The 18,196-nt window shown below is 48.9% G+C and carries 3 protein-coding genes and 2 riboswitches; of the genes, 1 reads left to right on the top strand and 2 read right to left on the bottom strand.

All coding sequences use genetic code 11. The features are described from left to right. The first annotated feature begins 171 nt into the window (after positions 1–171). Positions 172–231, top strand: a riboswitch (Fluoride riboswitch). Between the two features lie 94 nt (positions 232–325). Beyond that, a complete protein-coding gene (locus tag VF724_RS18285; protein ID WP_371755684.1) occupies positions 326–904 on the top strand; it encodes a YitT family protein in 579 nt (192 codons plus the stop codon). 93 nt (positions 905–997) lie between these two features. After that, a riboswitch (Fluoride riboswitch) is annotated at positions 998–1,057 on the top strand. Positions 1,058–1,291: 234 nt separating this feature from the next. Here VF724_RS18285 and VF724_RS18280 read toward each other — a convergent pair. Both VF724_RS18280 and VF724_RS18275 read right to left on the bottom strand, forming a co-directional pair. Beyond that, positions 1,292–10,366 carry a Tc toxin subunit A-related protein gene (locus VF724_RS18280; RefSeq protein WP_371755683.1) on the bottom strand — a complete coding sequence of 3,025 codons (9,075 nt, stop codon included), beginning with the start codon at positions 10,364–10,366 and terminating at the stop codon, positions 1,292–1,294. Between the two features lie 29 nt (positions 10,367–10,395). Then, positions 10,396–18,036 (bottom strand): SpvB/TcaC N-terminal domain-containing protein, encoded by a 7,641-nt coding sequence (locus VF724_RS18275; RefSeq protein ID WP_371755682.1) that lies wholly within the window; start codon positions 18,034–18,036, stop codon positions 10,396–10,398. Positions 18,037–18,196: the final 160 nt, after the last annotated feature.

The raw sequence follows: 18,196 nt of genomic DNA, 5'->3' as shown, positions 1-18,196 counted from the left end.
AGCTGCTCTAATTGATCCCGGTCCTTTTTGGCGTAATTTGTATGGATCAAATTAAAATTGTCTTCGGCTTGCTTAATGGTTTCATATGCGGCGTCGATGCTTTGTCCACCTTTAACAAGTATAAAAAAGGTTAAATGTAATAAATGCGACAAACCAGACATAAATATAATACAAGCTAAGGGTGATTAAGTTCTCCATAACCGCCGAAAGTTTGATGACTTCTACCAATAAGTTATCTCATTGGTGGGAGTCTATTTATTTCATATAGAAACCCGCGAACGGGACCAGCGTGAAATTTGATTGGTGATTGAGGTGATGACGGATCATGCAAAAAGCCCTTGCCATCCTTTCAGGATGTATTATTTTAGCGATTGGCATTAACTTCTTTCTTGTACCCCATGAATTGCTGGACGGCGGAGTGATCGGTATTGCTCTTATTTTACATTATTTATGGGGGATGAAGATCGGATGGGTCATGCTGTTATGCAGCATCCCCATATTTCTTTATGCCTGGTATCGTTACCGCCCCTATTTCTACAATAGTATTGTCGGAATGATTTTATCCTCTTTAATGATTGATGTTATCAAGCATTATGAAAAGGATTCGTGTGTTTCCTGCCATCTGCCCCCTTTGTTCAGTTCCATTATCGGCGGAATTTTGGTGGGAACCGGTATCGGAATCATGCTTCGATATGAAACGAGTACAGGAGGCACAGATTTGCTGGCCTTGTTTTTGTCAGATCTTTTTGCGCTCAATGTTGGAATTGTGATCTTTTTTATCGATGCCATTATCGTGTTCCTTGGAGGGGTATTGATCTCTCAAGAAACATTTTTGCTTTCAGTTATTACGATATTGTCCGTTGCCATCAGCACAACGCTTTTGACATGGAGAATTCAAACATAGTCAATACTCACTTCACCCAGAAAAATGAAATTTTGGTTCAAACTCAAAAAATAATATCTTTTCTCAACCCCGGAGTATGCTCAAGTATAGCAAAAAAGGAATGGCGATGGAGTTCGCCGCAACCGCCGAAAGGCTGATGACTCCTACCGGATGCACTTGTCCGGTAGGAGTCATTTTTATAAGAAACTTTATGAAGAAGGACTAGCGATGCTCGCTAATCCCTCTTTTTTTACTTAGTTATTTCACACACATCTTTAAGTTGAGGAAAAACATTAAGCATTCCTTCGTTCCTTCAGTTCTATGTAAAGACAGAGAGCGCTGGCCTGAAGGTCAGAGCCACCGACATCTGGCTTAGTAGGAATGGACTGCCTTAATGCCTGAAACTATTTAAAAACTATACTTCACAACCATGATCAATTCCTCAAGATTATTCAATAGTGCGGGATCGACCGATAATGCGAAGGATTTGCCCAAATCGATATCCGAGCTGCTCCCTCGGCAAAGCTTCCATTCATCGATTCTGTCAAGACTAATCGCGTTGCCGTCAACGTTCACTGAAAAAGCAGCCGGGTTGTCCTTGACCTTTGCCACAAACATTACATCCTCAATGGCGGCATCAAGGGTTTGAGCCATATAGGGCAGCCTTGACTTGTCAATTTTCAAATCAACCGATCCGTTCTTTTTGAGCAAAAGCCACTCATTGGGCAGATCATGTTTAAGATTCAATGCCGCATGCAAGCCTGTTTCATTCAGCTCCTGTTCCATGCTTTCAAGCTGTTTCGATACGGATTTGGCTGCGGCGGATTTCAGCCGCTCGCCGCCTTCGCAGGATGTATATTTTAAGTGAATAATCACTTCGGCAATAGTGTGGTAGTCAAATTGTCTGAATGCCGGCAATTCCAACCGCCACTTGCTGATCACCCCCGCTCCTTCAAAGGGCAAATACCGCTCGTCCTTGAAGTTGAGCTCGAACATTCCGCTGTCATTCTGCGCCGAGCTGGCCGCGATCGCATTGATCGGTATTGTATAAGAGCTGAACCTGTCATCCGTTTCCTCGGTATTTTCTTCGTACGCCTTGCCGCCGATCGCCGTGTTTCGGAATTTATTCTCCAATAGACGGAGCGTCGCATTGATGCCCGTATAAGGACCGGCGATGCAAGGAATGGAAATCGATACCGATTTGATACGGCGTTTGTAATGGCCCGGGTAATCCATATCAAACAGGACTTCCGGCAGCGCAAATTCACATTTGCCGATTTCCCTGAGCTGGATGATGGCCAAAGGATTGATTTGAGATAGGGAGATTTGCTTGGTTATTTCGTAATCGTAACCCCGTTCGTTTTGGTAAGCCGCTTCGAGCTGCTTCAGTCCCACATAGAGCTGCTCGCCCGCCAACAGTCCGTCTCTGCCCGCATCGAAATAACCGGACTGAATAAAATTGGCGCTGCTGATGCCTCTTTCAAAGCAATACGTTTTCTCGGCCTTTTTAGCGAGCTCATAAGCCAAATTATAAACTTGATGGTATAAGGTTTTTAAGCTTCCCCTCATCCAAGTGTACAGCTCTTCGCTGGAGTATTTGTTCTTGATAAATTCTTCCACTTCATTGGCATTGTCGATTGCCTTTTGTTGATTGGTTATGTCCTGGTTGGCAATATCGATTCGTATTTGCTGGGCGGTGATTTGCTTGTCGATCTGTTTCAGCTCATAACCGGCGGCGTTGGCCTGGAAAATACGTTCTTGCAGGGCGCGGGTAAAGCCGCCTTTTTTACCGGATTGGGTAGATTGAAAGGTCAGTTTGTTCGAATGGGTTTGCATGCCCCGGGCGACGGCAGAAGCGGCCGATCCCAAATTCGATCCTCCCCAAGTGGCGGTTGCTCCCACTCCGATTGGCGTCACATAGCCTCCCAAGGAAGGAATGATATTAAATATGCTTGCTATGGTTTCAGTTGCACCAATAGCTTCTTGCCAATTCGCAGCTTCACTTGCTTTATCCATATCCTCTTTTTCGAATGGTATCAATTTTAATCCGCTATCCCCGTCCACAGTCACAATCTCGTTGGGAATTCCATTGAAATCAGCCGTAACTTTGGGCACCAAACCTTCATCCAGACCGCTCAGCTTCAGGTAATATTTCATCCTGGCTTCCGGCGTTTTGCGGTTTTGCATCAGACTTTCCAGATTTTTTTGCGCTTCCTCCAGCTGTTTTTTCTTGATTTCCATCACCAGATTCTGCATGACCCCCTCGTGCTTGGCGCGAATCAGCGCGAGGGTTTCGTTGTCTTTTTTCTCAATCGCGGAAAGCATGGCGCTGCCCATGGACTTTAATTCATTGCATAATTCCAGAGCCTTCTGCAGCAAATAGTAGAACCGGTAATTCGGCATCGGCGAATTCAGATCATTCAATACGGAGGCTATGCTCAAACCTTGTGCGGCGGCCTTGACCAGCAATGCAGGATCGATAGGCGGTTCAAACAAGGGGAGCTTGCGGAAAACGCCTTCAATGTTTTGACAATGGCGGATCTTGTACAGCCTGTCGGCCAGCGTATCCCAATAGCCCATAAGCTTGGGATTGTTGGGAATGCAGAAATATAAGGACGAGGCCAGACCAAAGATATTGGCGAAAGCGAGCTCATGATTGACCGCGCCAATGGGGAAATCCGTTTGATTGCTGAAGGGTGCCGCCAATTCCAGCTCGACCATGGCATTGCCGAAAGCATCCCATTTATCCAGCAAACTGAGATAAGTCTGCGGTTTGATTTGGCCCCGCTTCGGTATCATCATGGGCCGCGGGCCCAGGATATGGCCTGCCAATACATAGAGCAGGGTTGCCTGGTTGATGGTTTCAATCGTGTCCTGACGGAACAAGTAATCGCCCCAAGCCAGAAGGTTGTCGATGTATTTCATGACGACCCATTTCATGTAGGCGACCGGTCTGCTGCGCGCCACCACATGCGGCATAAAAGGTTTATTCCGCCATTCGTTGATGGTGTTATCCGCAGTGTTAGGCTTGAGGTTATTGAAAATGCTGTCCAAAATCCGTTGGCTGTTCATATTTTTGAACGGTTTGAATTGCCAGAATCGATTGTCCTCATTCTCGTCGGCAATCGGGTTGAACACAAAGTGGAACCACTTCATGGCTTCTTCAAATTGCTGCGCCTTGCTGAGCGCATCCGCCAATAGAATCGGCGTATGGAAGAACAACTCCCAATTATAAAGCGAATAGGATCGTTTCAGCTCGTGATAAATATCGGGGGTAGATGAATTATCGTCCTGATCGAACGGACCGAAGCTGTCTGCCGGCATCGACAGGTTTTCTTTGAAGAAAAGCTCCAATTGGCCCAGATTTATTTTGCCCAACAGCTTCCGGGTATCCGGATGATTAAATGCCCTTTGAACAGATTCAAACCCCATGATTTCTCTGGAGCTTTGTTCATAAAAATAAACATCCGTGTTTTGTCTTGTCAAACTCGAAGAATCGATTTGCCATGAGTACATCCTTCCATTGTCTTGATTGAAATAGTCGATTGAAATCGATTCGGTAGAAATGGCTCCGGCCTTGGTTACAGCAGTCCCGTTAAACTCGAAGGCGCCTTTATATCCTCCGTCGCTGTCCAGATTGTCGTCAACGTCAATCAGGACTTTGTTTTCGTATACGATGGGCACAAACTTGAAGTATTGAAGATCGTTTTTATCGTCCCTTGGATCCGAGAGAACGGCGTCTTTGCTGATCTGTTTCTGCTTCCATTTTCCATTTCTGTACTCGCTCCAGGCCATTTTGATCTCATAGTAAGTGATCGGCTTTGATTTCCTGATTCCGTCGGAATCATTTCCAAGCGAGTTGAAATTGCCGCTGGTAGAATCGGGATTAGGTTTCGTTTTCTTCATGATCTGCGGGAAGAAAACCAGCAAGCGTTTGTTCCAAACAACCGGTATAAGGTAGCATCCATTATCCGTCACCTCATGTGTAGCGGGGTCTTCCACATCATAGCTCGGTATGTCAATCTGCATCTTCTCCCAGGGGTACCAGTTCATCTCATCCAAAGCCAAATACCGGTAATAAAACAGATAGGGGGCATTGCGCGTGCGGGAGAAAACATGCAGCTTGGAGTCTTTGCTCCACTTCCAATCGGCCATCGTTCCGTCGATATACAGCCCGACCACTTCCATATTGGCCACTTCATCCACTTTATAGAGATAGGACTTAAGCGCGTCGATGACATTTTGTTTATTGATGTCTTTCTGCAGCAGCTCGCTTTCAAGCTCCTTGAAGAACGGGCTTTTATCGTCCCGAAGATTGCTTTCGATCCAGTTTTCGGGATACAGGAATACTTTGCGGTTGGCTTCCCAAACTCTGTAGCGCTGCATCCAATCCCAACGGGATCTGTCCAAAATATCCGGCTTTATGCCGTTGTGCTCTTCCTCCAAGCCCAGAAAGCAGCGCTGCACAAATAGCTGCACGGATGAGATGGCCTGCTTGATGCGCGAGGTTTCCATGCAGGCATCCATTTGCACATCGATCAGGAAATATTCGAATAATCCGTCCGCGTCCGCAACGTTCCAGGCGATCAATTCTTTTTGCTGCAGCAAGTAACCGATCAGCGCGTCTTTCTGATTGTTGCGCAGCCGGTCGTTGAGAGGCTTGACGACCTGCTCCCAATCGGTTTGGTTGTATTTGGCGCGAATGGCGTTTTTGATGCCGTCGGCTATTTTGCGGCAGGTGCTGAACTTGGAAACAGGCACGGCCCATTCGAAAAGCAAATCAAGGTCCATGCCGATTTTGTCGGCTGCCGTTATGGCTTCCTGCAGTTTCAGAAGATTTTTCTCGTTGCGATAGTCTGCTGCTTTGCCAATATTGAAATGATTCGCGGCGATTAATTTCTCGATGCGTTCTGTTTGCCAGGCGGTGAGATCGACGATCTTTTCAACGAGATCGGTCTCATCCGACGCGGCATCATTAACCCAATTCCAAAACTCAAGCAGGCTCAGCTTGGCCTGCGGCAAGGAATTGCGCAGTCTGACAGTCGCCTCCAAGCGCAGCCACTGCACAAGGGTAAGCGCATTAAAATCGAGGTTGTCAAAGTCGGCAGGATGCAGGTCCAAAAAGCGGATTTCATCCGCGCTTAACTCAAAGGCGGATACCAGTATGGCCGCTTTTTTCAAGGCGATTAAGGCAGGTTCGCATGGCTTGGAAGCAAAATCGGGAATCAGCGCGGATGAAGGGATGAACGTAATGGCGGATGCGGGCGTTTTCCAGAACAAATTGGCGAGCCCTGCGCCGGTCGTGGCCAATTTATACAATTTCCCGGCCTGCAGCTGCATCGTCCCGCTCCACCATTCATTGGTCGGATCTTCCTGGGCCGTAAAATCCAAAACCTCCCCATCGATGCTAACCGTCGGCTGCGTATCGCTGTTTTTAACAATAAATGTATAACCGGTGTTGGCGGCAGGGATAAGATATCCGCTCCAATTCGTCTCGTCCGGCTTGGCGCTTTCCTTGATTTTCTCAAAAATCCCGTAAATCGGCGCCGCCGGCGAACCCAGCTTCAACACTTCCGAAACCAGAGCATCAGTGATTTTCACGTCAAGCCCGGTGAAATCGGCAAGCTTATCGATGATGAAACGACGGGACAGCTGCCGGCGCAAATAGGGCAAAAAGATTTCCAGGAAGGCCGCCCGTTTGGGCGGGGCGGTATTGGGATCCGCCTCCCCTTCCGGGATGTTGTCCAACGGAATGCGGATGTCCCCCGATTTGAGGATGGCTTCCAATTGCGCTTTCTCCACCTCGGTTTTGGTTTGTTCGTTTTCAAATACACCGGACAAAAGCTCTTTAAATAATTTGTCCTGCTGCTTTTGAATGCGTGTCAGTGCCTTGGCCCAATCGGAACTGCCATTGATGTTGTTAAAATCGGCAGCTTCAGATTCGGTCAAAATTCCCGTAATCTGAATGGCGCCCAGGGTTTTATCATATTTGAGTTTATTGTTGAGCGTGCTGGAATCCGGCAAAGCAACGTTCACATTTTTAGGGGCATTGGTCGTAAAGACGTTGGTGCCTTCCAATAGGCCCATGATTTTTTCAACCGCGTCGGATTCAAAAAGCAGGCCGGTTTTGGTTCGGATCAACGCGCCGGTCGCTTGTTCCTGAATGTTAATTTGTTGCAATGCGGGGTCGGTAATGGAAGCGTCGGCTTGCAAGTCTTTGTGCGCTTCATCAATGGCATTCAAGCCGTCATACAGCGTTTTGCTCAGCAGCAAAATGTCCTTTTGGGCAGGGGCAAAGGGTTTCATTTCGTCATCCGCATCCCGGATGATGTAATTCAGCTGCTGATGGGTAAATCCGGATTCCTCCATTCTTCCCCAACGCTCCATAAATTCGAGGGTCGCATGGGCATCCTGAAAAACATTGCCGAACAAAGGCAAAATACGGATAAAGGCGGGAATTCTCAAACCCAACACTTTGGATAAAAGACGATAGCGATAGAGGATGGACATGTTGTCCAGGGTAAGCTTGCCGTCAATTCCGGACACCTTCATAATCGCCTGGATATCATCGGCAGATAGATTGAGAGAAGCCATCACCACCGGAAGATGATCAAGCAATTTGGCGTCACCCGTCAGATAATTGCCCTTATCATTCGCCTTGAAGATGTCATCGATTCCCAATACATTGTGGGTCAGGAACAGCCGCTGATAAAGCGGCTTTTCCCCGGCAGTGCTGATATTGTTCCAAAAAGACAGCAGCTTGATCAGTTCAAGACCCGTTTGATCCAACAGCTTCTTTACAGCTGCAAGCTGGCGGATCAGATTCGGGTTGATGTCGCCGTCTTGTGCGGCCGTATCTTCTTCACAGTCATCGCAACCCGCAGTGCCGCAATCCTCTTCGCCGCAATGATCGCAAAGGCTGTCTGCCGAATGATTGTCCGGAGCCGTCTCGTTTATTCCATGGCCAAGGCCCGCAATGGCCCGGTCGGTTTCGTCAATCGTCCAACCCAGCCTGCGCCATAAACGGATGAACCGGTGAATCCGGTCATATTCCTCTACAGTCAAAGGCGTGCCGTCCAAATGCCGAAGCAGCGCCGTATCGAGATCGCAGCTGTCTTTTTGTTCCGGAAAGACCAGATGAAGCTGATCGCCAATGACCAGAAAAACGCCTTTTTCACCTTGATCGCCAACGAACGATGCATCTTTCAAAGCCGTCTTATTTATGGCGGGTTGTTCATTTTCAAACGACATTTGCCCGGTTTTTGGATCGATACTTCCTATTTCAATCTTCTTCTCGCCGACATCAATGAAAATTCGGCAATCTTCAACAATAAGTACCCGCCTGGCTCCCTCAATCCTGCCGTTCACGCAGCCTCTTCCGCTTTCGATCACGATCATCTTGCCTGCTTTTTCAAAGTGGCATTTCACCCAATGGATGATGTCTTTATCGGAGACCTCTACTGCATTTCCGCTTGACCCGGGGCAGCTCAAGGTTGCTTTGTTCGTAAGCAATTCAATTTGTTCTTTAAGCAATGGTGCGAGCTCGGCCAGTTTTTCGCCTTTAACGAGAGCTTCCGCCATTTGATCCATGCCGTGCGCCTTGGCATAGTTCTGCATAAACCGATAGCTGAAGTGCAAGCTTTCCATGATCGTTTTCGATTTGCCTTTCGGCATGCAGGGATTGATGTATTCCGTTTTCAACAGGTCGACCAGATTGAAGTAGTCGATGCCTGTACGGCGCAAAAACTGTTTTTTAATGAGAGTAAGTCCGTCGTCGCCCAGCATGGCGGCATCATCGTCAAAGCCATAGTACTTGCATACCGGTTTGACGCCAATCATTTGCCGATATTCGTCATCGGTGAGGATTTTGTTTTTCAGCTTTTCCATCAAGGCTTTGCTTTCAAAGCATTCTTTGGTCAGGATCACATATTGTTCCGGGATCAGCCCCAAGAATTCGGCATCGGCGGCCCTGTCCAAGGCCTCATCTTTTAAGCGGGCGAGTTCCGCATCCGGATTCGAATTGTTTTTTCTAAACGTTTGAATCAGTTCGTAGCGGCTGGTATCCAAATGATTCAAGTAAATTCTTGCGGCATCGATGGGTTGATGGTAAGGCAGGGTAAAGGGGTAAACCTCGTGTTTCAGGATGCAATACGCTTGATATTCGGTATGCTGCGGTTCGGCAAGCAGTTCGCTGCTGGCTTCATCCTCAACATTAAAAGGTTTCAGGCGCTTGAATGCGACGTAGTTTTCCATGACCTCATTGACTAAATCAATATAGGGCAGGACGGTATTTGTATTTTGGCAGGTGAGTTCCAGACAGCCCAAATCGGGCCTGCGGTCAAACAGCTTTTCAAGAGGTGAGCCGGAAATATCTTTGGGATTGGATTTAATTGCAATCGGGTTGCCGGGATCGGGATCGAGATTGTTGTTGCGCAGATATTGCAGCAGCTCCACATAGTAGGACGCCGCGCTGTACACAGAATTGCACTCGCCGCATTCGCAGAAATCGGCATCGCCAAACAGCAGATCCCAGGAAAGATTGTGCTTGGCCAAGGTTTCTTCGAGGGTGGAAGGAGCTCTCTCTTGCTCAGCCCCGACGTTCAAGCTCCTTGTTTCCATCTTGGCGTCAGCGGTCATATTCATACTTTTATCGATCATGGCAACGCCTGTACCCCGACCTGCTTCTCTTAACGCCATGATGGCCTGTTCGTTGCGCACGCGCGCCTGTTGGGCATTGGCATGAATCTGCATCAGGGTGTTGTCATCCAAACCGCTTTGGCTCAGGACGGCCATGAATTGCGTTTGTGGCATGGCCGAAATTTGCATGGCTGAATGCAAATTCGCGTTGTACAGCACCGGCAGTGCATCCGTGTCCGGGCTGACCGCTGCGATGCGCTGCAGGGTTTTAAGCTGGCCGATCACCGTTTCGCGGCTTTCAAGGGGGATATCCTTCAACGCCTCTTCGTTTTTGATGACTGTATAGATCGAAGCGGTTTTGATATTGAAATCGGGCTGCTTTTCCAAAACCGACGCCACGTTGCCGCCGATCGCGTCATTCAAGATCGGGACTTGCGGATCTTTGATCATGTTGACCAGCATGGCCGTCGGCTCCATGCCGAACAGCCGGCGGTACAGATCGAGGGCGAAGGCTTTTTTGTCTTCCTCCGAACCAGCCGGAGCAGCCCCCTCCACCTTCTTGATGAATGCCGCTTTATTGAATTTTGCCGCAATATCGCGCATGGAATGGATCTGGTCGTCATTTTTAAAAACCGAAATCAGGTCATTGTTTTTGTTGCTCCACTTGGCCAGGCGATGGGTAAATTCCAGGTTGTTGATGATTGCGGGCGTAAAGCCATCTTCCCCGGCGAGCTCGGATTTGATGGCGGACCAGTTGCCGTTGTTTTTCTTGTAGATATTCTCAAACGTTTTTTGTTGTTTAACGGATTTTAAGTTCGATTTAAATAAATCGATTTTCAGATCCATGGCATGACTCTCCTTAATTTTGGGATTAGTTATTGCAGCCTCACAAATGATCTCGGACGGGAAGTTGGTTGGATACAAACCCCATTTTGCGGATCGTAATATTCGATTCTGTAAATGTTTTGGCTTGTGTAAGTGCCCCCATTCTCTGCAATTTCCAAGGCTTCGGCTTCGGTAACCAACCTTCCTTCAGAAATAAATCTCCTTCCTATAATTTCATCTGTGACTGTGGCATGAATGGCATGTTCCCCCATAGGTCCATCTACAAGTGCCATATAATTGCCCGGCTGCGGCACAGGCTCAATTGGAATGGAAGCCCTGATAGGCCTGCTGATTCGACCGCTCTGATGCAAGCCTTCAAACCCTTTATTTAAAAAACTGGTTGCCTCCCCCGTGTTGCTAATTGGTGCTTCAACCCTGCTTACAGGTCTTCCTGCTGCTTCGACAAATTCAGTATTTGTAACGGGTCGCTGGCCGGGACTAAGATTCATATTTGCTTCATGCGCGCCTACATCGGCAACGCACAAATCCCCTCTGCATGTGGGATTGGTTACGGTTGGCCGTCTGGTTGGATTTCCTGAAGATCCAATGTGTATTGTATCCGCTTCAAGTGAAACTGTTCGGGATTCCGCCGACAGCAAGCGAGATTCCGCCGACAAAACACGCGATTCAGTAGATATCGCATGCAGTTCAAGCGCAAAGGGCACAACATCAACTCCAAATTGGACTGCAGCCCATGCACGACTAGTATCTTGTCCGGTAACTGTAGTTCCTGTAACTAATCTAGCTCCCGGATCCAAAACAGGAACGAGCCCAGCTCCCATTTCAAGGCCATATAAGCTTGATGGAGTCGGGTTATCCTCAATAGGGACAATACGCAATGTACCGGCTCTAATAATCCCCCCTGTTACACCTCCCACTCCTCCACTAGGCGGTGAAATATCAACTGTATTGGATCGCGGATTTATATATGCGCTTCCTCCAAAAAGACCCGTCCACATAGCGCTGAGCTCTTGCCCCATTCTATCCCACATCATTCCCATGCCAATTTCATTCGCATCCATCCCTTGCTTGCCATTCTTATCAAATTTTCTAATGGAATTATTTTGGCAATACGCATAAAGATTGACCCCATCTCCAATCCCAATCGGGTCCGCACTCAACCACCTGCCTAACCAAGGCGCGTAATACCTTGCACTGTGATATTCCAATCCGCTTTCTTCGTCCCGCTCCATGCCCGTGTAGCGGTAGCGTTTGGCGGCACATTTGATGGCTGCGTTCTTGGCCTGATAGGCCGTGGTTCCGTAAGGATGATACTCTTCGCAGCTGATAACCCGCGCTGTATCATCCAGCTCCAACGCCGCCGAGCCAATATGGTTGTGCAGCTGATAACGCACCGTTTGAACGGGACTGGTTCGCCCCATAGGTATGCCCAATACAACCTTGGGCTTGGTTTCGGTGTCGATCATGACAAAACGGTGCTGTTTGTCCGTCAGGCTCAGGCTGGTGCGTTCCAACCCTGCATCCGTGCCGCTGTGCTGTTTGTACAGCTCATATCCGGCGATATAGATACGCTCGTCTTTTTTGCTCGGGAGATTGCCTGCATCGGCCTGGTTCTCGGTGATTTTTCGGACCCGTTGCCCTTGCCCGTCATATTGGTAATAAGTAGTTTCCGGCGTGCCGCCGTCTGTGCGTCTCTGACGGACGGTTCGTACAAGCTCTTCTTTAAAGTTCCACCCCATCTCTTCCAAATGGGGCATGGCGGTCATAAAGCCATGACGCGGATGGTGCTGATAACTGTATGTATTTGCGCCAATTTGCGTGCCGATCAGGCGATTATTGGCAGCCTGAACGTTGTAATCCCTTGTCCAGCTGTTTCCTGCAGCCTGATGCCGCATCTGCAGAATGTTGCCTACCGCGTCATAGACGTAGCTTTGGGTATAATTCCGCATGGCTATCGGATCGCCAGGGTTTAACTGCCGCATGAAAGCGATGTCGTTCCAATTGTCTTTGCTGTCAAAGGACAGCGGCGCATTGTTTTCCCTGCCGGTGGCCTCCGCCAGACGGTAAAGCGCATCGTAAGTATAGGCAGATACTCCGGCAATTTTTTGGTTGTCAAAAAATACAATCGGAATGTTTTTGTCTTCGATATGCGTAATATTCCCGACCGGATCATAGGTGTAATGCCAATCGTGAAGCGGATCGTTGTTTTGCCGTTTGGTTTCCATACGCTTTAGCCGGAAGGTTTGTTCGTCATAAAAAAACCGGGTGATGACGTCATTGCCATAGATGATTTTATTGCGCTGCCCTTTTTCGTTGTAGTCGATGTTTTTAATATAGACTGTAGCAACGGAACTTCCGGGATGGGAAATGCTTTCACTGTCAAGCAATCCGGCTTCGTTATAGGATGGCGTAATGATGCTGCCGTCAGGTGCAATTTGTTTCGTGATTCTTCCGAGAGCATCTACTTCTGTCATAAAGGTGAAGCTTTCGGATTCAAGATCCGAGACTAGATTCTCGTCTTTCCAGTCGGCAACGCCTTTATAATTGTTAAACAGCTTGCGGGTGACGGATTTCGGCTGTCCTTTAAAATCATATTCGGGCGTTTCCATCAATCCGCCGGTGTCGTAATGCCTGATGACCTGCCCCCTGAGGTTTTTCAGCTCAGGGTTTGCCTCGCCCTCTCCGTAAAATATCCTGTCAAAAATATGGTTAAGGGGAACATCGCCATCACCGCCGATGACCTTGCTTTGGATCGGCCGATGCAGGATATCATAGAAATATTGAAACTCGTGATTCCGCTCATCCCAGGTGCGAAGCGGATTTCCCATGATATTCATCAGCAGCCACCGCTTGCCGGCATCCATGCTGATCTGATAGACCTTGTTTCCCAGCATGTCGTATTTGTACTGCATCGCCGCATTGCCGCGGGCATCGGTAACCTTGCGCAGATTGCCCTCGATATCGAGATCGGCCCGGGTCAGGTAAAATTCATCCTCGCCGGCTTTCACATGTTTATTATGTTCAACCGCCAATACCAGTCTGCCCAGCGAATCCAAGTGCAGGACTTTGGGGGTGCCGGCATGCTTGGCCGCTTGATCGGCAGCAGCTTTCTCCCTCTCCGGATCCTTGCCCGCCACCATAAGCTCGGCATCGATCAACCGGTTGGCGCGTTTGTGATACCAAGAGGATTCCAAGATCGTGTCGTTCGGATCATAGATGACTTGCTTCCATGAATCGAATGCCGTGCGGGACAAAGTGCCGTCGGGCATTTCGGTTTTGACGAGCCGCCCCGGCGCGTCGTAATGCAGGATGGGCGTAACCCCGGTTTCCACCAGTTCCTTCAGATCCTCGTAGTTGTGCGTGACCGAAAAGTACGGCTCGTATTGTTTGACGGCATTGCCTTTGTTGTTCAGCACGGTTCTGCCGGTGCCGATCCATCGCAGCTGCTTGGGGCTGAGCGTTGCGGTGTCGATCTCCGCGACCGTGTACGAATTGTCGGGATTGACCGTAACCTGCTTGGCCGGACCCGGCTCAGCCTGCGCCTTCTTCATCACTACATGACCCAGGCCGTTGGAGTATTCGAAGCTGATCTGAATAGGCGAAGCATTGTTTTTCTGAAAATGCGCTTCCCTTGCAATGGAGGCGACAACCGCGGGTTTGCCTGAGTTTCGATAAGCGTCGAAGTCATAGACGAATCTGGCCGTGGCATGCTGCAGCAAGTTTTTCGCATGATCGACCAAAATATCGGAAGCCGGCGTATGGAAGAAATCGGAGACCAGCGTATTTTCGGTCGGAGAAGAAAACTCATTCAAGCCAATCAGGTCATCGGCTTCATTCCCTTTGCCGAATAGCGCCATGGCCTTCACCAGGTCCAATTCATCTTTGATGGCTTCGGAGATATTGTGGTTCGGATCCTTCATTCGCTGCGGCGAAAGCGTCCTGAAATTAAACAGCTCGACCTTGGTTTTATTGCCCAATGCATCTTCGGTTTCTTCAATGAAAAGGCGGTAGCTGCCGTCATATTTCACCTTGGTTTTGGCGCCATAGGGATCGGTATAGGAAATGGGAAGATAAAAACGTTCCCGGGCGTCGGCCAGGGCTTCCCCCACATCGACAAATTGGATCGTTCCCGAGCGGATCCACCAGCCGCCATCGCCTTCCCTGCGGGTGAATTTGGCCTCCTGCATCAGGTCGTCCGCAACCTTGGCGCCAAATATATGGCCGACAAGGGTCGGCGTATAAGCCAATTGATAGCTTTCGTAAGGAAGCGCCAACGAGGCCAATTGATACAACGGCAAAGCATCCTTTAAATTATTGCTGCGATAGACGGTGCGGACGTGCTCGATTAATCTTTTCTGCGAGGCTCCGGGCGGGGGATTTTGGTCAACTTGGTGGTAATCCGCTTCAACGGCATTCGCGAGAATCCCCTCAAAATCTTGTACGGCATATAATGGGCCGCTTCGGGCCACATTCTTTAACTCGTACGTCCTCGTTTCCGCCGGAAGCCGCAGCCTGTATGAGGCGTCGGTATCAATATCATTGGTAAAGCTGTTTTGCGTATAGGCAATCAGGGTTTTCCCCTGCGCCTCCTGCGTTTCTATCGGCAGCGAAAGATCCGGCTTTCGTCTCGGATAGACCACCGAGGCCGATTCCAATACGTTTCCGTATTCATCCAGTTTGATGTTGAGGGTGTGGGCAATCCGCGGGTCCTCCAGGTTTCGCTCGTAGCTGTAGGTGATGGCCTCGCTCTCTTTGACAATAAATACGGCGTGCTTGTTTTGCCCTTTTGGCTGGAGCAGTTCGATCACGCAATTATGCGTTGCAACGGAGTAGGGGGTGAGTTGTTGGTGGATTTGGTCGGGTGTCGCTCCGGATGACGGAGCATCATAAGCAAATGTTTCCGCGCGCAAGCTCATGCCTTTGCAGGCGCGCAGGGCTTCCCTCCATTCCTGGGCGCCGAGACGGTCAATCATCGACGGATCCAATCCCGGCACGGCCACGATCCGCGCATTAGGCAAAGCGGTTTCATGGTTATCGACAGCAAAGCCCTGCCGCGCCATTTCTTCATGCCAATATTCTTGGGCGAACGGATTGAGCATATTTCCCCTGCCGGCAAAGGCTCCGGTATGAAACCATCGTTTGGTAATGACCGGTTCCTGATGCAGCGTCTGATCCGTGATATTGCTTGCGTCTTCTTTGACCCAATGCTCAAAATCCTCGGCATCGGTCTGCTCCACCATGCCGAAGCCCCTGAATTCTCGTTCGGCATGATCGTAATAGCCATGATGGTATCGGTAAGAGCGGACGAACCGATAGCCTGAAATTCGCTCTCTGGTTTCCGTTTTTGAAACGCAGTGGACCGGGAAATGCAGCTTGGTCGCCCATGGCCTGCCTGCAAGCTTATCCTCTATGTAAAACTTGGTGGAGGGGGTATATTCCAGCGCAACTTCTTTGCCGAGATTATTTTTGTAGGAAATCATGATGTGGGGTTTTTTGCTGTTCATGAGGTCGATATATTTCAGGGGGCTTTGGACATCCTTGGGCAGAGGGCTTGACCAGACGATACAGGCAACACCGTTGCCCAGCAAATCGGCAACCGTGATTTTGGCCCGGTTATGAATTTCAGGGAAGGGGTCGATTTCAAATGGAGCGGCGCTGAATGCGTTGCCGCTTAAATTCATCCAGCAGGTGAATTTGTTTTTGCCCAGATAAATGATATCTGTGGTGCCGGAGCCGTCAATATCGGCCAAACGCAGGCAGGACGGATTGAATGCATCGGGATGGCCAAAAATCGGGGCTTGGTCCATGCCCACCTTGGCGCCGAACCTTCCGTAGCCGAGATTCGGCCAATAACAGATTTCCCCGTTTCTGATCCTGACGATATCGGTCAGACCGTCGCCCGACATATCCGCGAGGAAGACGGTTTGTTGGGGGTCGGCGAATACGAGACAAGGGCCTGCTTCTTCATCGAAGGGCTTATCTGTGTGATGGCAGCTTTCAAATCCTTTCCTGCCCGCGGACTCGTACCAGGTGAACAGATGATCTTCCGTAATGAAAACCTCCGGTTTGCCATCCCCATTGAGGTCGATCATCCGGGCATTGGAATCTCCCAAATTAATATTGGGCAGGTTTTCAAAAGTCCGGAACGGCTGCCACGCTTCTTCGTCGCTTAATTCAAAAAAACCTTTTAGCTCGTTGTTGAGATTTACCAGCTGTTTACTGCCATCCGCGTCCAGATCCAGCAATTGCAGCCGTGAACCAAGACCGGCGAAAGATGGCTTGGGAGAAACCGGCTTCGCCTGTTCAAACCTGCCGCCGCCCAAATTGCGTTTATAGAACCAGCCTTCGCCTTGTTCGGTCAGGATGCCGGAAAGACCTTCGCCATACAAATCGGTGAATTGATAGAGCGGTTCCTCGAGCCCCGCAGGCGCATGAATGCGCGCATCCGCAGAAACGGATTGGACATCCCGGTTCCAATCGTGCTTCTGGTACGCGAACTCCATCGGCGGCAAATTCTTCTGCGTATATGTCCCGTCCGGCTTCTTTATGTATCCGTAAGCGGTTACAGAGTTTAAAAAAGCAAAGTCCGCTTCGCTTGCGGTGTCGTAGCCAAAGTCGAGCGATTTCACCAAAGCCGAACCGCCGGGGAGCTCGGCAAAAGCATGAAACAGCAGGACCCGCTGGCAGAGTCTTGTGGTTCTGATCTCAAAACCCGCCCTGTAATCGGAAAACGCATCCGTTCTGAAATCCCAATCCTTGATTTTCGCATAGGGGGCGTTCGTGTCGTACTCTCCGTAATCAAATACCGTGCGGAACAGGTAGTCGGTCTCATTCGGATAGGCTTCGTTTAACCCCCTATATGGCACTTTGTTGCCGTACAATACTTTCTCCAAATACAGATTGGTGTAGGTAACATTCCCGTTTTCCATGCGATTTCTATTGTGCAGCAATGAAGGGTCAAATCCTGTGTCGTCTTCTTTCTTATAGATGTAATGAGCGCAATTGCCTTTGTCATCGAAAACAAATTCAGGCAGCCATGCAAATATTCGATTTGCATCCATCGGGTCGGAAATTCTTGATGCGCCGCTCCATCCGAACAGTGTCGTTACGTTCCCTTTCGTAATGATCCGCCATTTGATTTCCCGCGATGCTTTCCCCGACCACCTCTCGATTCTTGCAAATAAGCCTTCAATCCGAGGTTTGTAAAACCTGATCGTGAATAAGCCGTCCGGGGAATCTTTTTCTTTGATGACATAGTTTCCGTCCGCATCTATACTAAAACGGCCATCCGCCTTTTTTGCGAATTCCGGAACAAGGTCTTGCGCTTCGGAAAAAAGAAAAGTATCCGAATCCGCGTCATCCAAATATTGGGGGAGCCCTTTATCGGTTTTTCGTTTTATGGACGGCAGGCTCAAATTCCACCCCAAGCCGAAAATACCATTTCCGGCGCCTGAATTATAAGTCAAGGATAAAGCGGGCGAAGCGCCTCCCCTGGCTGGAGAGAAAGGAAGGGGTATGGAAAAGGAAGCTGTTCCATTGACGGCGTTCACGGAAAACTTCTCATCAATTCCTTGAATGGCGCCGCCGCCCTTCGGCAAAGAAATCGAAGGAATCTCAATTGCATTGGACTTCGTTTTCCCTCCATCTGTTTTGAGGAATTCTTCTTTCATTTTTTCACCTCTTCTTATATGTTAAATATTAATGGTTTTATCTAAATTCGTATTTTGCAAGTATATTTATTAATCATTCAATCAGAATATAACAATTATTATAGAACTTCCATTTTTCTACCAGTGACTGAAGTCGTAGACTAGATATATTTTCCAGTTA

Source organism: Ferviditalea candida (assembly GCF_035282765.1).
GTDB lineage: Bacteria > Bacillota > Bacilli > Paenibacillales > KCTC-25726 > Ferviditalea > Ferviditalea candida.
Note: the sequence above shows the minus strand (reverse complement) of the source record. Positions and strands in the feature narration are given on the sequence as shown.